Raw genomic sequence first — 17,256 nt, 5'->3', positions numbered from 1 at the left:
ATAAAAATGATTTATTTAAGTTTCGACATAGAAGAGTTTGATATGCCCAAAGAATACGGCTACGACATTGCTTTCGAGCGACAAATAGCCATTTCACGCGAAGGGCTTACCGCTATATTAGATCTGCTCAAAAAACACAACGCCAAGGCTACTTTCTTTTCAACAGTAGTCTTTGCCCAGCAAGTCCCCGACCTTATAGAGCGACTTCTCAGTGAAGGGCACGAATTAGCCTCACACACTTATTACCATTCCGAATTTGAGAATGCACACCTCAAACGCTCTAAAGAAGCTTTAGAACAACAATTTGGAGTAACTATTGAAGGATTGCGTATGCCAAGAATGCTTGAAGTAAGTGCTGAGGAGATAAAAAAAGCTGGATATCACTACAATTCATCGGTAAATCCTACATTTTTACCAGGAAGATATAACAAATTACACGTGCCAAAACGATTTTTCAACGAAAAAGGCTTATGGCAAATCCCTACAGCGGTAAGTTGGTTTAGAATTCCTCTATTTTGGTTATCATTTCACAATTTTCCTTTGTGGATTTATAAGTTTCTGCTGAATAGATGTGTAGCCTCTACAGGTTATGCTACTTTGTACTTCCACCCTTGGGAATTTACCAATTTACACCAAAAAGAATTCAATTTTCCAGCGTACGTAATGCGTAATAGTGGGGAACAGATGATAGCACGCTTTGAGCAGTTGTTGCAATATATTGATAAAAAAGGCTGGAAAACGAGCCTCTATAAACAATTAACAATCGAGAATTAATGACGACAAGAGAACTACTACACGATGCTTTAGCTTTGACAGAACATAGTTTTGCCAACGAAAATCTTAAATACATCAAAAAACAAAAGAACAAGATACTCTTTCACACCTTGTTAAACATCCCATTTGCTAAAAAATGGTTCAGTTTGATACAATCAGAAGAGTATAAATGGGTGCTTTCACACCGTCCTCGTATTTATTTTAAGCCTTTTAGGGTGTATATGTCTACCAAATGGGGCAAGAAAGAACGAACTAAAGCCTTGCTGAGTTGTTACGCTTTTATCAAGCAACAGCCTTTTTTGATGCGTGTTATCCAAGAAGAAAAGCCTATCAAATTGGCAGAGTTCACAATGAAATACAACGGCGAAAAGGGACAAATATACCTCGGGTATAATGAGCGTTTCCGCAAAGAGGGGGAATTAGTGGTCTCGTTGCATTGTGATAGTTATCAAGAGGCCATCTGTGAAGCTTCCTTTGTGATTGACAAAGAAAATGAGGAGTGGGTATGCCGTATAGGCTGTGTGCAAGGCAATAAAAGTGCCGAAACTGAGAATGCTATCAAGGAACTACAAAAACAGATGTATGCTCTTCGTCCTAAAGCCTTGATGATATTTATCATTCAGGAACTTAGCAGGCAATTAGGTTGCACCGCTTTGTATGGGGTAGGCAGTAAGATCCAGGCGCATAATAAAAAGCACTTTATCCATATAGAATGGTTGCACAAACTCAGTTTTAGCTATGATACTTTATGGAAAGAAGCCGATGGCACTCCCGATAAAGATGGCTGGTTCAAGCTCCCTATTGAAATGCACCGCAAACCAATGGAAGAAATCAAATCGAGCAAGCGGTCGCTCTACCGCTATAGGTATGAGATGTTAGACAAAATTGCAACAGAAATAAAAGAGACAATTAAGAAATAACGAGATGAAATTAGATATATTAGCTTTTGGGGCACACCCCGATGATGTAGAATTAGGGGCTGCAGGCACCATTGCCAAAGAGATTAGCTTAGGCAGAAGTGTGGGCATTATCGACCTGACTCAAGGGGAATTGGGCACACGTGGCAGTGCTGAAATACGCCACCAAGAGGCAACCAAAGCCAAAGAGCTATTAGGGGTAACCATACGCGAGAATTTGAAGTTCCGTGATGGTTTTTTCATAAATAACGAAGCTCACCAAATGGAGATTATTAAAAAAATACGTCAATATCAGCCCGAGATAGTGCTTTGCAATGCTGTAGACGACCGCCATATCGACCACGGTAAAGGTAGCAAACTCGTGAGCGATGCTTGTTTTCTCAGCGGTTTGCGACGCATCGAAACTACTCTCGACGGTGTAGAACAAGCGGCTTGGCGTCCTAAAGTAGTGTATCACTACATTCAGTGGAAGAATATAGCCCCTGATTTTGTGGTAGATATCACAGGCTTTATGGAAACCAAAGTGAATGCTGTGTTGGCGTACAGCTCTCAGTTTTATGACAGCAATAGCAATGAGCCCACTACTCCAATTTCTGACAAGAACTTTTTAGATAGCGTTACTTACAGAGCACGCGATTTGGGTAGGCTAATTGGTACAGATTTTGCGGAAGGTTTTACGTGTGAGAGAGTTCCCGCCGTGGAATCTCTTTTTAATCTTAAATAACTGAAAAATGAAATTAATATTATTAACTATTGGTATATTACTGCTATGTGTAGCAGGTATGGCAATTAAGATTTGGGGTAAAAAAGGCGGTAAATTTGCTGGTACTTGTGCGAGCCAAAATCCACATTTAAACCCTGAAGGGGAACCTTGTAGTTTCTGCGGTCGCTTACCCGACGAACAAGAGTGCAGAAATAAATAATGGCAGAAGCACTTGCTGAAAATATAGTCGCTGCAAAAGCAGGTAAACAACGAGCTTTTAGTTGGTTGTTGGACGAGTTTTGGACTGATGTGTACAACTTTCAGCTCAAGCGTGTGAATGATGAAGTTGAAGCAGAGGATATTAGCATACAAACATTTGCTAAAGCATTCGACAAACTCCATACTTACGACGAGCGATACTCTTTCCGCACTTGGTTAATTGCTATTTCTAAAAATATTCACATAGATAACCTGAGAAAGCAAAATGAGTCGCTATTGCACTTAGATCGAGAGGAAAAGCAATCTAAAACACTGATAGATGAGACTCCTATCATAGAGGATAGCCTCATTATGGAACAGCAGTTCGACTACTTGTTAAAGAGCATAAAACAACTAAAAGAGCCTTACCGAACGGCAATACAACTGCGCTATTTGCACGAAAAAAGCTATAAAGAGATTGCCGAAGAGATGCAATCACCGATGAGCAGTGTGAAGATTACTCTGCTAAGAGCCAAGAAAATGCTGGCAGAGATATTAAAGAAAAACAGATAAAACCTTTATGTTTCATCTGTTTTTTTATGCTTGTTTTATAAAGCTACGTTCTTGCGGTGGATATCTATGACTTCGGAGATTTGGTATTCATCAAAAAGACTGAGAAGCTCGTCAACCCCTTCTTCTAATTTTAAATCCATTTCTTCTGGATAAATAGGCAAAATACAATAGAAATTGATAATTGTACCGTCTTTAGTGTGTAACTTTAAGAAGTCCTGTGGTGCCGATAAGTAAGGGGGCATCAGCAGGATACAACCGAAATCGGTATTGGCAATAGGTTCAGCATCAGGACCGTTGGGAATAGTGTGCCCTTCAGCCATCCACGTTTTGTACTGATGCGGGAAACGCGCTATCATCTTCAGGAAGTACACAGGCCAATAGTTATCGTCGTCTTTAAAAGCCTCATCGCTGATAGGCCAATCGGCGGGGAGGTAGACCATTAGCTCAGCGTGGCTGTAGTCGTTCGGGTCATCTAAGCCTTCGGGTAAGTACATAGGGTAATCGCTCATACCGGTAGTAAAGAGTACATTGTAAGGCGTTTCGGGGGTAGGTTTAATCCAATGTACATCTATATGCACATATTCTGAGACGATTTCGTGGAATACGCTGTCTATTTTGCCGATATATTTTTCAAAATGGTCGCAAATTTCGTCCATATACACACAAGTGCGGTCAGGCAATACAAAATCGCTTCTGTCTTTTTCGGAATAGTTATAAACGTTAGAGCCTCCTTCCGATACATAATCGGGGGTAGGAGCGAAGATATTAGGCAAATCGTTTTCTTCATCATAAGAAACGGCTTCAATGAGCGAGTGCATCTCGTTATCGTAGTATACGATTCCCTTTTCAATATCATCAGTAAGGAATTCCAGCCAATCTTCCATAGAGTCGTGGTGCAAATCCATAAAAGAGTCTTCTATAGAATCCAACACCAGATCTATTTCTCCTATCTGACCTATTACACCTTCTTCATCGGGGTCGAGGTCTATAAATATAAAGCGCGCCCCATTGGAGAGGAACGGAATCCATTTAGGATTATAAAATTGGTTTTTTATTACCTTATCCCAGCACATATCAATCGCCTCTTCTTCATCAAAGCGGAGTGACTGCCAATTAGGCATACCCTCCAATTGCTCAAGCCAGTGTTCTTGGGTGCGTTTGATTTCTTCTAGAGGGATAAAGCGCAAACCGTTAAGGAAGAATACATCGTTTTCGCCTTCTTTTTGTCCGTTGAAAGTCTGGTATAGCTTTCTCACCTCAGAAGGCAAAGTAATACCCATTTCCCCCTCAAATACTGCTATTTGGGTATCCGAAACACCTTTGTTGAGACTTGCAATAAGAGGAGTTGCTTGTTCAAGTATTACGTCTAAAAAACGTTTGACAGTTTTTTCCATAGTCATTTTATACAATAGTTTTTCGCAACAAATGTACGACTTTTCTATTAAAAAACAAATATCATTTTATATTTTTTCGTTTCTCTTTCTGAATATTAAAAATATGGCATATCTTTATGTCATATTTTAATTAAACAAAAGACGTATGGACACTGGAATTACATCAGTTTTGAGCTATTTTGGCTTACTGTCTTTTTTCCGGTAAGAAAGGTCAGAAAAGTCTATCAATCACTTTTCACTCTTTACCACTCTCTCCTGGCGGTTGATAGATTCCTGGTGAATAGCCTTAAAAACCTGAATCACTAAATCCTCACTTAGGTTGCGTTGTTCGCCTTCTGATATCATTTTGCCAAGAATTTCGTGCCAACGTTGGTTTTGCAAAATCGCTACATTGTTCGCTTTTTTCAGCATTCCTATCTCATCGGCTACCTCCATACGTCTTTTCAGTAAATCCAATAATTTATTGTCCAGTATATCAATGCGCGAACGCAAATTACTTAACTTACTCACATAGTCTTCCTCAGCTACCGAAGCCTCGCGAATGCGCAAATCTCTCATTATTTGTATGAGGCGTTCAGGGGTAATCTGTTGTGCTGCATCGCTCCACGCAGCATCAGGGGTACAGTGCGTTTCAATCATCAAGCCGTCGAAGTTCAAATCGAGAGCCGTTTGCGATACATCAAAAATCATATCGCGTTTACCGGTGATATGCGAAGGGTCGCAAATAAGTGGCAAGTCAGGGAACTTGTTTTGCAGTTCAATTACCAATTGCCATTCAGGAATATTGCGGTATTTGGTCTTTTCGTAAGTAGAAAACCCGCGATGTATCACTCCCAAGTTTCTGATGCCTGCGCGTTGTAATCGTTCCAAAGCTCCTATCCATAAAGGAAGATCGGGGTTTACAGGATTTTTTACCAAGATAATCTTATCAGTGTCTTTTAGCTCATCGGCTATTTCTTGAATGATAAACGGACTCACAGTAGAGCGCGCCCCTATCCACAACATATCAATATCGTGCTCCAAGGCAAGCTTCACGTGGTCTTTATTGGCTACTTCGGTAGCTGTTTTGAGTCCCGTTTCTTCTTTTACCCGTTGTAGCCATTTGAGACCTAACGCTCCTACACCTTCAAACATACCAGGACGGGTACGAGGTTTCCAAATACCTGCACGGAAGAAAGATACATCAGTATCTTTTAGGCTATGTGCTATTTTCAGCACTTGTTCTTCAGTCTCAGCACTGCAAGGTCCAGCAATTACTACCGGGTGGTTAAGCTGTAAGTCATCAAGCCACTGTCTATTTTCTTTGGTTATTTCCATTCTATGGTTCTTATTCTTTTAGTTGTCAAAGGGCAAAGATACAAAAAACTAAAGAATAAGTAATGAAAAACCAAAAAACTCTACATTATCAACTGATAAATCAGCGAAAAAGTAAAATATACCCATTTTCAAATTTTTAACAATTATCTTTATAATCTCTTACCTTTACCTTAGTTTTCTCTTACCTTCGTTCACTCTTGATTTGTCTGTGTAGCTCGTACTCTCATTTACTAATTCCCAAATTCGCTAATTTGCTAATTTTTTCATTTGTCTGTGTGGCTCACACCACCCGCCCGTGCGGCTCGCACCCTCTTTTGTTTCTCTTAGGCTTGATTCAGCTTTCTTCTATTTTCAAATAAGTCTTGTTTTTCAGACCGATAGCCTTCACCAATTTCTCTTTAAGGCTTGTCCCCCTTCGGGGGTTCGGGGGCTTCTCACTCATCTTTTCCCTATTTGCCCGTGTGGCTCACACCTTTGGCAAAGTTGAAATCCACTAATAACCTTCTTTTTATCTCTGCCTTAGCTTCAACTTTCCTTCTACTTAGGTTCGTTATTCCTTCGTTCATCGTTCGTCTTTTGTTCGTTGTAGAGCCACTGTAGACCCACTGTAGAGCCACTGTAGACCCACTGTAGAGCCACCCTTTGTTCGTATTACCGTCGTTGTAGTTTCTCCTCAGCGAGAGGGGATAAGGAGGGTAGGTTCCCTTTGTTTATTAATTATTTTCTTTAAGATTACTATAATTTTTAAATGCACAAACGAAAATAATAGAAATTTCCTCCTATCACTTTTTGTTTATCTGCTATCAAAAATATTTAAATGTTTAATAGTTAGCCAATTAACTTTTTTATATTTTTCTTCATTATCAAAAATTAGCCACAATTTTGATAGTGTTTGACCGATTTTTGATAGTGCTATACTTTCTTTTGCCTTACCTTTGCCTCCGAAAAAACATCGCATTTTCATCAATGCGAAGAAAATTAAACCAATTGTTAAAAAACAAATACCAATATGATGAGTAGAAAGATAAACAAGCGCATTTTACTATCGCTTTTGCTCTGCAACTGTTCGGGCGCTCTTTTCGCCCAACAAGTAAAGGGAGTGGTGAAAGCAAAATCCGACAACAGCCCTATGATGGGTGTAAGTGTGGTGGTAAAGCACAAAACAGTAGGTGCTTCTACTGATTTCGACGGGAATTATACCCTTCAACCTGTTGCAGCCACCGATAGTTTGGTCTTTTCTTATATAGGCTACAAATCCCAAACCGTAGCCGTGAAAGGACGCAAGGAAATAAACGTAAGTTTAGAAGAAGAGGTGACGACTCTCGAAGGAGTTACCGTTTCTGTAGGGTATCGTACTGAACGTAAAACCGACCTTACCGGTGCAGTATCAGTAGTAAAGGTAAACGAAATGATGTCTACTGCCGAAAACAACCCTATGAAAGCCCTCCAAGGTCGTGTAGCAGGTATGCAAGTAACCGATAATGGTGGTCCTGCTGGTAAAGCTACCATTCGTATTCGCGGTATCGGTACGCTTAATAACAACGACCCTCTTTATATTATCGATGGAGTACCTACTCAGGGCGGTATGCACGAGTTGAACTCTAACGATATCGAGAGTATACAAGTGTTGCGCGACGCTTCCGCAGCAAGTATCTATGGGTCACGTGCTGCCAATGGGGTCATCGTTATTACTACCAAAAAAGGTAGAAACGGAGTGTTAAAGGTAGATTTCGACCATTATACTACCGTTTCGATGTTTCACTCTCGTATGAAGATGCTCAATGCTAATGAATATGCACAAGTGCTTTGGAAAGCAGCGGTAAACCGTGGTAATGACCCTAATCAAAACGCTTTAGGTATTCACTACGATTATACTACTGATGCCAATGGTCACAGCACCCTTAATAATTTGTATTATCCACGTCAGTATTTCGATAAAACAGGAAGCCCTATGCTCCCTTCTAATACCGATTGGTTCAAGGAAATTACCCGTATGGGGGTAACTGAATCTTATAACCTTTCGGTTACCAATGGTACTGAAAAAGGTAACTACTTCCTTTCGTTAGGCTATTATAACAACGATGGTTTGGTAAAGAATACCGATTTCTCTCGCCTCTCTGCGCGTATCAATACCGATTACAAACTCTTTGGCGATGTAGTAACCATAGGCGAAAACTTCACTGTAAACCGTACCAGTGAGGTAGAACAACCTTACCAAATTACCGAAGCTGCGATGATAGCTGTACCTTTTATTCCAGTGCGCACTCAAGACGGTAAGCATTGGGGAGGTCCTGTAAATGGCTTGCCCGACCGTCAGAACCCTGCTCGCTTAGTAAACGACAATAAGAATAATCGTTATAACTACTGGCGTATGTTCGGGAATGCTTTTGTAAACATTAAACCTATTGATAAGCTTAATATCCGTTCTAACTTTGGGGTAGATTACGGTAATTTCTATAAACGTACACTCAACCATTCGTATATTTCCGGTTTTATGGAAGAAGGCAAAGAAAAAACCTTCTCTCAACTCGAACAATCTCACTGGACGAAATGGAACTGGGCAAATACAGCTACCTACGACTTCGAGCTTGGCAAGAGCCGCTTTGAAACCTTAGCAGGTATGGAAATGTTCTCACAAGATGATATAAACTTCTCTGTAAAAGGTACTACTCTTGCCTTAGAAACTCCTGAATATATGTGGCCTAATCTCGCTACAGGAGGTATTACAGGAGGTGGTGGAGCTACCGGTTATAAGTTGCTTTCTTTCTTCGGAAAAATCAACTATGCTTTTGATAACAAATACCTCGCTTCAGCTACCCTTCGTCACGATGGCTCTTCTCGCTTTGCCAAAGAGAACCGCTGGGGTACTTTTCCTGCCTTCAACTTGGGTTGGCGCCTTTCTCAAGAAGCCTTTATGGAGAATATTCGCAATACAGTATCTGAAATCAAATTGCGCTTCGGTTGGGGACAAAACGGTAACCAAGAAATCGGTAACTACTCTATTTACGATATTTACGACCCTTACTATGGGGTAACAGGCGACTATATTTGGTCTGGAACAGGTATTTGGAATACCTCTTACGATATCGAAGGAAAAGGCTCTGGTCAGTTAGCTTCTGGTTTCCGTCGCAGTCGTCTCGGTAACAAAGATCTCAAATGGGAAACTACCACACAAACCAACTTCGGGTTAGACTTCGGTTTCTTTAATAACAATCTCTACGGTTCAGTAGAATACTATATCAAAAAGACCAAAGACATCTTGGTAGAACCTCCTTATGCAGGTATCAAGGGTGAAGGTGCTACCCAATGGGTAAATGGTGCTGGTATGGAAAACAAAGGTTGGGAAGTATCAGTAGGTTATCGTAACGAGACCAAAGGCGGACTCAAATACGATATCAATGCCAACGTTTCAACCAATAAAAATAAAGTTACTGAATTACCAGAATCTGTAGTCAATGCTTACGGTGGAAATGGTAAATGGGATAATATTTTAGGTCGCCCTTATCAATCTTATTACGGTTATGTAGCTGATGGTATCTTCAAAACCCAAGAAGAACTCGATCAGCACCCTATACAAAACGGTAAAGGTATTGGTCGTATCCGCTACCGCGATTTGAATAACGATGGAGTAGTAAACGAAGACGACCGCACTTGGATTGGGACTCCTTACCCTGATTTTATCTACGGTCTCAATCTCAACTTAGAGTACAAAAACTTCGATTTTACCCTCTTCTTGCAAGGCGTACAGAATGTCGATATTATCAACGATGTGAAAAAGCATACTGACTTTTGGAGTGTGGTAGATACCTACTCCAATAAAGGTCGCCGTTTGCTCGATGCTTTCGACCCCGTTACCAATCCTGATTCCGATATTCCAAGTGTAGCTTATACCGATGATAATAACGAAGGGCGTATGTCTACTTACTATGTAGAGAATGGCTCTTACCTAAAACTTCGTAATGTACAGTTAGGCTATACTTTACCTAAAGAAGTATCCGAAAGAATTAAGCTCAGCAAGTTGCGCTTGTATGTAAGCGGTCAGAATCTCTTTACTATCAAGAGCAAATCGTTTACAGGTAAAGACCCTGAAAACCCTAATTATGGTTATCCTATCCCAATAACATTCACTATGGGATTGAATGCTAGCTTTTAAATTATCAATAGTCTGACGTCTGATAAATAATAATAAAATGAAAAAGATAATATATACCACCACAATATTTGCAACTCTACTTACAGGTTGCAACTTCTTAGACGATAATCCACAAGGGATTATGACCGAGAAAGAAGCTATCTCTAAAGCCGATGAGTTGGTAACTACCGCTTATTCGTCTTTGGGTAACGACCACTACGATGCACCTTTTAGTCTTTGGATTTATGGCAACGTACGTGCCGATGACGCTTATAAAGGAGGTCAAGACGTGAGCGATATCCAGCATTTCCATTTCTATGAAATCGCTCAGAATATCGACCCTACTTTTGGTGAAGCTGACCGCTTTTGGTTTATGTGTTATATGGCTATTTCGCGTACCAATACCGCTCTGAAAGCCTTGCAACAGGCTTCCGATGCTGAAGTAGCAAATCGTCAATCGCGTATGGGCGAAATGTATTTCTTACGAGGTCATTTCTATTTCGTGTTGAAAACTATTTTTGGGCATATTCCTTTTGTAGATGAGAATACACCTGATAGTGCTTACGAAACCACCCCTAACACTTTGCCTAATGATGAACAATGGCAAAAAATAGTAGCCGATTTCAAAAAAGCTTACGACTTATTGCCTAATACCCAACCTCAAAAAGGTAGAGCTAATAAATATGCAGCAGCAGCTTATTTAGCTAAAGCCTATTTGTACAAAGCGTATCGCCAATCAGAAAACAATAGTGTAACAGGTATCAATAGCCAAGATTTGCAAGAGGTACTTACTTATACAAGTTTTGCCTTAGGTTCTTCTTATGGTTTGGAAGATGACTTTGCGTTTAACTTCCTCCCCGGTGGCTATGAAAATGGTAAAGAATCTATGTTTGCGGTACAATACTCAGTGGACGATGGTACTCAGTACGGACGCCTCAATTGGGGTGACCAGCTCTCTGCTCCACAAAAGTTAGGTTGCTGTGATTTCCATAAACCAAGTCAGAATTTGGTAAATGCTTTCAAAACAGTGAATGGCTTACCCGATTTTGATAACTTCAATAACAACGATTACAACGCTGCTAGTGATAAAGCCGACCCTCGTTTGTTCCACACTGTTGCCTTACCTGGCTTGCCTTATAAGTACAACACCGAGTTGATTTACAAGAACGACTGGAACCGCAATAGCAATGTGTATGGCTTCTATGCTTCACTCAAAGAGAACGTAGATCCCTCTTGCTCTTGCTTCCGCAATATCAACCCTTTCCGAGGTAACTCTAAGAACCGTATCGTGTTGCGCTATGCCGATGTACTCCTAATGCGTGCCGAAGCTCTTATCGAGCTCAACCGTAGCAACGAAGCCTTGTCACTTATTAACCAAGTGCGCCAACGTGCTAAACAAAGTACTTCTATGATTCCTTACGCTACCAATACTGATATAGCTGTATATCAAAATGGTGTAAACTGTACTTGGAATCAAGAATTTGCTCGCAAAGCACTCCGTTGGGAACGCCGTTTAGAGTTTGCTATGGAAGGCTCTCGTTTCTTCGACCTTGTACGCTGGGGTATCGCCGACCAAGTACTCAACGACTATTTCACTAAAGAGAAAACACGTCGTCCAGCGATATTCAGCAGTGCTTATTTCACTAAAAATAAAAATGAGTATATCCCTATTCCACAAAACCAAATAGGGTATGTAAAAGGTATTTACAAACAAAATGCAGGATTCTAATATGAAAACAATAGTACACAAACTCGCCCTCAGTGTAGTAGCTTTGCTTGGCTTACTCAGCTGTGACGAAAAGCACGAAGGCGAACTTATTAACGACAAAGAGGCAAAAATTAATGCCTTTCAAGCCGATGGTATCGATGGGATTATAGATGAGGAGAAACAAACTATCACGGTGTACGCTCCTTGGAATACCGATCTTACCAAAATGACCACTTCCCTCTCATTGCCCGAGGGAGCTACCTCAGTGCCTACTGCAGGAACGAATGTCGATTTGAGCAAAGGTGCCAAATACCGTATTTTCAACGGTAACCTTTATTGGGATTACACTGTTACCGCTCAATATCCACAGTTAGAGAATTTTGCTATTGGCAAATACAAAGCTACGATTGACCACAGTACGGGTAAGATAAGTGTGAAATACCCTAAGGGAGAAAGCCTTACTGCGCTTACCCCCACCTTCAGTACAACACCTAATGCTACTGTGAGCCCTGCTTCGGGAGTTACCCAAAACTTTACTCAAAGCGTTACTTATACTATGAGTTATCGTGGGAAAAGCTTTGTGTATAGCGTAGAGATTATCCCTACTAACTTTGCACCTATTGCCTTTGTAGGTACAGCTAACAGTGCATCTGCTATAGCCGATGAAGACGAGAAAGCAGCTTACACTTGGCTTGCCGAAAATTACGACACTGCTAAATACATTTCGTTTAGCGACATCAAGGACGGCAAAGTTAATCTCAACGACTACAAAGTGATTTGGTGGCATTGGGATAACAACAAAGAGTTGCCTGCTGAAGCCAAAGCAGATGCTGTCGTAAACAAGATGAAACAATTCTATGCTGCCGGCGGTTCGTTCTTATTGTCTTCTTGGGCAGTACAATACGTAGTCGATTTAGGTATCGCCTTAGACGGCAAGGTAGTAAACAATATGTGGGGAGAAGGCAACACTCCATTTGCAATTGGTGATGACTGGGGTATTTGCTATAAAGGCAACGAAAGTCATCCCCTTTTCAAAGGATTAAATAAGAAAACAGGAACTAATGATGTCGCTTTCTTACTCTCTAAAGGGGTAAAAGCCAAAGCACATAACGCCTTATGGAACTTTGAGTGGGGTGATTATGCTAATAATGTAGCGGGTTGGCAAACTGCCAGTGGTGCTAAGCTATTAGCAAGTTTCCATTGGAACGACGCTATGAACCGCGCAGCGATCTTTGAATATACCAAACGAGGTAATGCAGGTCGCACCATTTGTATAGGCATTGAAGGATACGACTGGTATAACGAAAACAATTCACCTGCCAATGCTTATAAGGGCAATATCGAATTGCTCACTGCCAACGCCTTAGAATATTTAGCAAATTAATAGAAACATAAAATATCTCTTTTCATATGTATATGTGTATGTGTAACCGTCCTTTCTTTCCCCTTTTAAGGGGAATAGGAGGAGGTTAAATAATAAAAAAGAGGTTAAAATTAAATTAATAAACAATGAAAAAGACACTTACATTGGCACTTTGTGCTACCGCTTTAATAGCTTGTGAAAAAAAAGAATATTGTAGTAACGACCCTAATGCGGCTCCCGATGCTTCTACTTGTTATGCAGTACAAGATTACGGTCGTACCTATAAGCATTTCTTCCAACCAAAGAACGCTTGGGTAGGCGACCCTATGCCGTTCTACGACAATGGTAAGTTTCATATCTTCTACCTCTACGACCAACGTCCGGCACCTGCAACTTTCCACCCTTGGTATAGTGCTACCACTACTGATTTGGTGAATTATACTGATAACGGTGAAGCAATTGCTTGTGGTGCCGACGGTTCGCACGAAGATGCCCTCGGTACAGGTTCAGTATTCAAAGACGGGAATACCTATTACGCTTTCTACACAGGGCATAACGGCGATTTAGACCCCAAAGAAATCATCTATTGGGCTACTTCTACCGATTTGAAAACGTGGACAAAGGATACACAACATTCCTTTCGAGCTCCTGATAAGTACGATGCCAATGAGTTCCGCGACCCTATTGTATTTAAAGAAGGAAATGCATATAAGATGCTCGTCAGCACCCGTGCCGATATAGGAAGCGGTGTATGGAAAGGTGTCGTAGCACAATTCACTTCTACCGACCTTAAGAACTGGACGAAAGACCCGAACACTCCCTTCTTCTATACTGACCCCAGTGCTTTTATGGTAGAGTGTCCCGATGTGTTTACACAAGGAAATTATCAGTATTTAATATTCTCTAACATCGAAGAAAGCGTGCGCCGTGTGCAATACAGATACCGTCGTGTGGGTGACAAGAATTGGATTACCCCTGCACAACAAGATTTAGACGACCGTGTGTTCTATGCCGGAAAAACCGCTACCGACGGCACTCACCGCTATATATGGGGGTGGAATCCGTCGCGTATCAACTACGAAGATAATTCCGCCTACCACTGGGGAGGTTCTTTGGCTGTGCACGAGCTCACTCAAAACGCCGACGGTACCCTTAACGTGAAAATGCCTACCGCGTTCGATAGCAAACAAGCGGTATCTGCTTCTTTGGGTAGCATTTCGTTAGATAATAATACTCGTGTATTCGACCGTCTCAGCAGTGGTTTCAACAAGATAGTTGCCAAAATAAAAGCCAATACCGCTACCGAGTTTGGGGTGATGTTTGGCGCTTGTGGTAACCTTTATGAAACCTACCGCGTAACGCTTAACCTCAACAAAGGAGAGTTACAACTCAATCGCGTGATTAGAGATGGAGGCACTGCTACCATTAATAGCATAAAACTCCCCGTGAACGCCAACAAGGAATACACCGTGAAAATAGTGCAAGAAGGCTCGGTAGCAGCAATCTATGTAAACGATGCAGTAGCCCTTTCTATCCGTTGCTATAAGATGAACCAAAACCCTTGGGGCATCTTTGCTAACGGTACAGCGAACTTTACTTTTTAGGTAAAAGGTAAAAGGTAAAAGGTAAAAAGAGGAAGAGTGAACCTAAGACGAAGGAAAGACGAACAAAAGACGAACAAAAGACGAAGGAAAGACGAACAAAGGACGAAGGAAAGACGAAGAAAAGATGAGTCTAAGGCGAAGCTAAAGCGAACCTAAGGCGAAGGACGGGTATAAACATCTTATCTTTTACCTCAAAAACAGATACTTTCATTACTTTATAAGTCTCAGCTTCCTCCCTCTCCTTAGTGAGAGGGAATGAAGATGAGGAATTAGTTTACTTATTTGCTAATTCAAATAAAAATAATGTATATTTGTACCATCTTTTAATTAAAAGAGATATAAAAAAGTATATGAATAACAAACTAATAGCAGGATTAGGAGTCTTAACGCTCACTGCCTGCCAGCAAAACACTGATGACCTCATCATCGAGGACTTCGAGTCGGGCACTTATGCCAATTGGACGGTAGAAGGCGACGCCTTTGGTGCGACTCCCGCCACGGGTAGCTATACCGGTCAGCAGCCCGTAACAGGCTTTGAAGGCAAGCACCTTGCCAATAGCTTCAACAACGGCGACGACTCTCGTGGAGCACTAACCTCCAAAGAGTTCACCATCGAGCGCGATTATATCAACTTCCTCATAGGGGGAGGCACTCACGCCGATACCTACATCGAGCTTTTGGTAGACGGAAAGAGTGTGCTACAATCGCGTTCTCTCTACGAAACCGAAACCCTACAATGGCTCACTTGGGACGTAAAACCCTATAAAAACAAGAAAGCCACTATCCGAATTGTCGATAACCAACGCGGTGGCTGGGGGCATATCCTCATCGACCAAATTGAACAAGGTAACAAACAAAAAAGCGTTTTTATGACTGATTACACCCGCACCTTTGAAGCCAAAGACAAATACTTGCTCATTCCTGTTGAAGACCAAGCAACCGAAAACAAAGTTCAACTATCGGTAGAAGGTACTCCCATAGGCGAGCCAATGACGATACGCATCGCCCAAAACAAAATAGACTACTGGGTGCCTATCGCTATCGAGGCGTACAAAGGCAAGAAAGTGACCCTTACTTTCGCAGTAGCCAAAACTACCGATATGGGATTAGCCGAAATTAAACAGTCGGCTGAATATAACTTCAACTACAACGAAAAATACCGCCCGCTATATCACTTCACTCCTCAATACGGCTGGATGAACGACCCTAACGGAATGGTATACCTCGATGGAGTGTTTCACCTCTTCTACCAATATAATCCTTACGGAGCGCGCTGGGGCAATATGCACTGGGGTCATACTGTTTCCAAAGACTTGGTGAATTGGGAATACAAGCCCTATGTATTAGCCCCCGATAAGTTAGGAGCGATTTTCTCAGGCAGTGCCGTGATTGACCACGATAACACTGCCGGCTTTGGCAAAGGTGCTATGGTAGCTATTTTCACCTCAGCAGGCGACCGCCAAACACAGTCCATCGCTTATAGCCTCGATGGCGGAAAGACCTTCACCAAGTACGAAGGCAACCCTGTTCTCACCGATGCTAATATCATCGACTTCCGTGACCCGAAAGTATTCTGGCACGCACCCTCTAAACAATGGGTGATGAGCCTTGCTACTACCCAAACGATTACCTTCTACGGTTCTAAGAACCTCAAAGAATGGACACGCCTCAGTGAGTTTGGCGAAGGCTTAGGAGGACACGGCGGTGTGTGGGAATGCCCCGATCTCTTCCCGCTTACTTACGAAGGAAAAACCAAATGGGTGCTCTTCGTGAGTATCAACCCAGGCGGACCTAATGGCGGAAGTGCTACTCAGTACTTCATCGGTAATTTTGATGGCAAAACCTTCACCCCCGATACTATGAACTATCCGCTTTGGTTAGACTACGGACGCGACAACTATGCAGGAGTAACGTGGAGTAATGTCCCCGCCACCGATGGTCGTCGTCTCTTCATAGGCTGGATGAGCAACTGGGATTACGCCAATGAAACCCCTACTCAAAATTTCCGTAGCGCGATGACTGTTGCCCGCGCTTTGCGTTTGGTGCATAATGGCGAGCATTTGGTAGTAGCCAGTGAGCCCGTAAAAGAGTTGGAGAGTTTGCGTCGTGAAGCGGTACTTTTAGGTGATAAAACACGTACCAACACCTCCGATGCCATAACTTTCGAAAACTTCTTGCCCAATAATCAAGGAGCTTACGAACTCACTTTCACGGTAACCCCTAACGAAACTGATGCTTTCTCATTCGCCCTTGAGAACGCCAAAGGTGAAACTATCAAATACCTATTTGACGGCGCTAATAAAACCCTATCGGTAGACCGCAGTAAGAGCAGTGTAGCCTTCAATGCTAACTTCGCCGAAACGCTTATCAAAGCACCAATGGTAGCTAAGAAAAGCTATACCGTACGTTTGTTAGTAGACAAAGCTTCAACCGAGCTCTTTGTGAACAACGGTGAAGTAGTACAAACCAATGCCATATTCCCTACCGAAGTGTATAATACCCTCCGCTTCAATACTAGCAAAGGTACCCTCACCCTTAACAATGTAACTGTCTATAAATTGAAATAATAAACC

At 41.8% G+C, this 17,256-nt stretch carries 12 protein-coding genes; 10 read left to right on the top strand and 2 right to left on the bottom strand.

Translation table 11 applies throughout. The annotated features are described in order from the left end of the window. Nucleotides 1-6: 6 nt before the first annotated feature. The 5 genes from HW279_RS01060 to HW279_RS01040 are packed head-to-tail and all read left to right on the top strand — an operon-like array spanning nt 7 to nt 3,165. Entirely contained in the window at nt 7-774 is a 768-nt protein-coding gene (locus HW279_RS01060; protein ID WP_178957633.1) for a polysaccharide deacetylase family protein, read from the top strand. Then, a complete protein-coding gene (locus HW279_RS01055) occupies nt 774-1,694 on the top strand; it encodes a VirK/YbjX family protein (RefSeq protein ID WP_178957632.1) in 921 nt (306 codons plus the stop codon). Before HW279_RS01060 ends, HW279_RS01055 begins: the two co-directional genes overlap by 1 nt. Nucleotides 1,695-1,698: 4 nt before the next feature. Continuing rightward, nucleotides 1,699-2,415, top strand: a complete 717-nt coding sequence (gene bshB1, locus HW279_RS01050) for a bacillithiol biosynthesis deacetylase BshB1 (RefSeq protein WP_178957631.1) — start codon at nt 1,699-1,701, stop codon at nt 2,413-2,415. Nucleotides 2,416-2,422: 7 nt separating this feature from the next. Next, a complete protein-coding gene (locus HW279_RS01045) occupies nt 2,423-2,614 on the top strand; it encodes a hypothetical protein (protein ID WP_002673203.1) in 192 nt (63 codons plus the stop codon). Beyond that, on the top strand, nt 2,614-3,165 hold the full coding sequence (locus tag HW279_RS01040; RefSeq protein ID WP_002673201.1) for an RNA polymerase sigma factor: 552 nt from the start codon (nt 2,614-2,616) through the stop codon (nt 3,163-3,165). The genes HW279_RS01045 and HW279_RS01040 overlap by 1 nt, the downstream gene beginning before the upstream one ends. A 35-nt stretch (nt 3,166-3,200) precedes the next feature. On the opposite strand, the gene HW279_RS01035 is transcribed toward HW279_RS01040, so the two are convergent. Beyond that, nucleotides 3,201-4,559, bottom strand: coding sequence for a suppressor of fused domain protein (locus HW279_RS01035; protein WP_178959014.1), 1,359 nt, complete (start codon nt 4,557-4,559; stop codon nt 3,201-3,203). Nucleotides 4,560-4,787: 228 nt separating this feature from the next. Beyond that, nucleotides 4,788-5,876, bottom strand: a complete 1,089-nt coding sequence (locus HW279_RS01030) for a bifunctional 3-deoxy-7-phosphoheptulonate synthase/chorismate mutase type II (protein ID WP_178957630.1) — start codon at nt 5,874-5,876, stop codon at nt 4,788-4,790. Between the two features lie 1,009 nt (nt 5,877-6,885). Between HW279_RS01030 and HW279_RS01025 the strand changes: the two genes are divergently transcribed. The 5 genes from HW279_RS01025 to HW279_RS01005 all read left to right on the top strand — a co-directional run bounded on the left by HW279_RS01025 (nt 6,886) and on the right by HW279_RS01005 (nt 17,250). Beyond that, the gene (locus tag HW279_RS01025; protein WP_178957629.1) at nt 6,886-10,029 is read left to right on the top strand and encodes a SusC/RagA family TonB-linked outer membrane protein; all 3,144 of its coding nucleotides are present in this window, start codon (nt 6,886-6,888) and stop codon (nt 10,027-10,029) included. Nucleotides 10,030-10,066: 37 nt separating this feature from the next. Further along, on the top strand, nt 10,067-11,737 hold the full coding sequence (locus HW279_RS01020; RefSeq protein ID WP_178957628.1) for a RagB/SusD family nutrient uptake outer membrane protein: 1,671 nt from the start codon (nt 10,067-10,069) through the stop codon (nt 11,735-11,737). Beyond that, complete coding sequence (locus tag HW279_RS01015) at nt 11,724-13,100, top strand: DUF4960 domain-containing protein (protein WP_178957627.1); 1,377 nt, start codon at nt 11,724-11,726, stop codon at nt 13,098-13,100. Before HW279_RS01020 ends, HW279_RS01015 begins: the two co-directional genes overlap by 14 nt. A gap of 125 nt (nt 13,101-13,225) precedes the next feature. Further along, nucleotides 13,226-14,683, top strand: a complete 1,458-nt coding sequence (locus HW279_RS01010) for a glycoside hydrolase family 32 protein (protein WP_178957626.1) — start codon at nt 13,226-13,228, stop codon at nt 14,681-14,683. 350 nt (nt 14,684-15,033) lie between these two features. Next, the gene (locus HW279_RS01005) at nt 15,034-17,250 is read left to right on the top strand and encodes a GH32 C-terminal domain-containing protein (protein ID WP_178957625.1); all 2,217 of its coding nucleotides are present in this window, start codon (nt 15,034-15,036) and stop codon (nt 17,248-17,250) included. Nucleotides 17,251-17,256 lie beyond the last annotated feature (6 nt).

Origin of the sequence: Capnocytophaga sp. oral taxon 903 (genome assembly GCF_013394785.1) — a bacterium.
Taxonomy (GTDB): domain Bacteria; phylum Bacteroidota; class Bacteroidia; order Flavobacteriales; family Flavobacteriaceae; genus Capnocytophaga; species Capnocytophaga ochracea.
This window is presented reverse-complemented; position numbering and strand designations above follow the sequence as displayed.

Bases quoted from the DNA above. Each gene is read 5' to 3' on its own strand.
- HW279_RS01060 (WP_178957633.1), top strand. From the start codon at position 7: ATGATTTATTTAAGTTTCGACATAGAAGAGTTTGATATGCCCAAAGAA.
- HW279_RS01055 (WP_178957632.1), top strand. From the start codon at position 774: ATGACGACAAGAGAACTACTACACGATGCTTTAGCTTTGACAGAACAT.
- bshB1 (WP_178957631.1), top strand. From the start codon at position 1,699: ATGAAATTAGATATATTAGCTTTTGGGGCACACCCCGATGATGTAGAA.
- HW279_RS01045 (WP_002673203.1), top strand. From the start codon at position 2,423: ATGAAATTAATATTATTAACTATTGGTATATTACTGCTATGTGTAGCA.
- HW279_RS01040 (WP_002673201.1), top strand. From the start codon at position 2,614: ATGGCAGAAGCACTTGCTGAAAATATAGTCGCTGCAAAAGCAGGTAAA.
- HW279_RS01035 (WP_178959014.1), bottom strand. From the start codon at position 4,559: ATGGAAAAAACTGTCAAACGTTTTTTAGACGTAATACTTGAACAAGCA.
- HW279_RS01030 (WP_178957630.1), bottom strand. From the start codon at position 5,876: ATGGAAATAACCAAAGAAAATAGACAGTGGCTTGATGACTTACAGCTT.
- HW279_RS01025 (WP_178957629.1), top strand. From the start codon at position 6,886: ATGATGAGTAGAAAGATAAACAAGCGCATTTTACTATCGCTTTTGCTC.
- HW279_RS01020 (WP_178957628.1), top strand. From the start codon at position 10,067: ATGAAAAAGATAATATATACCACCACAATATTTGCAACTCTACTTACA.
- HW279_RS01015 (WP_178957627.1), top strand. From the start codon at position 11,724: ATGCAGGATTCTAATATGAAAACAATAGTACACAAACTCGCCCTCAGT.
- HW279_RS01010 (WP_178957626.1), top strand. From the start codon at position 13,226: ATGAAAAAGACACTTACATTGGCACTTTGTGCTACCGCTTTAATAGCT.
- HW279_RS01005 (WP_178957625.1), top strand. From the start codon at position 15,034: ATGAATAACAAACTAATAGCAGGATTAGGAGTCTTAACGCTCACTGCC.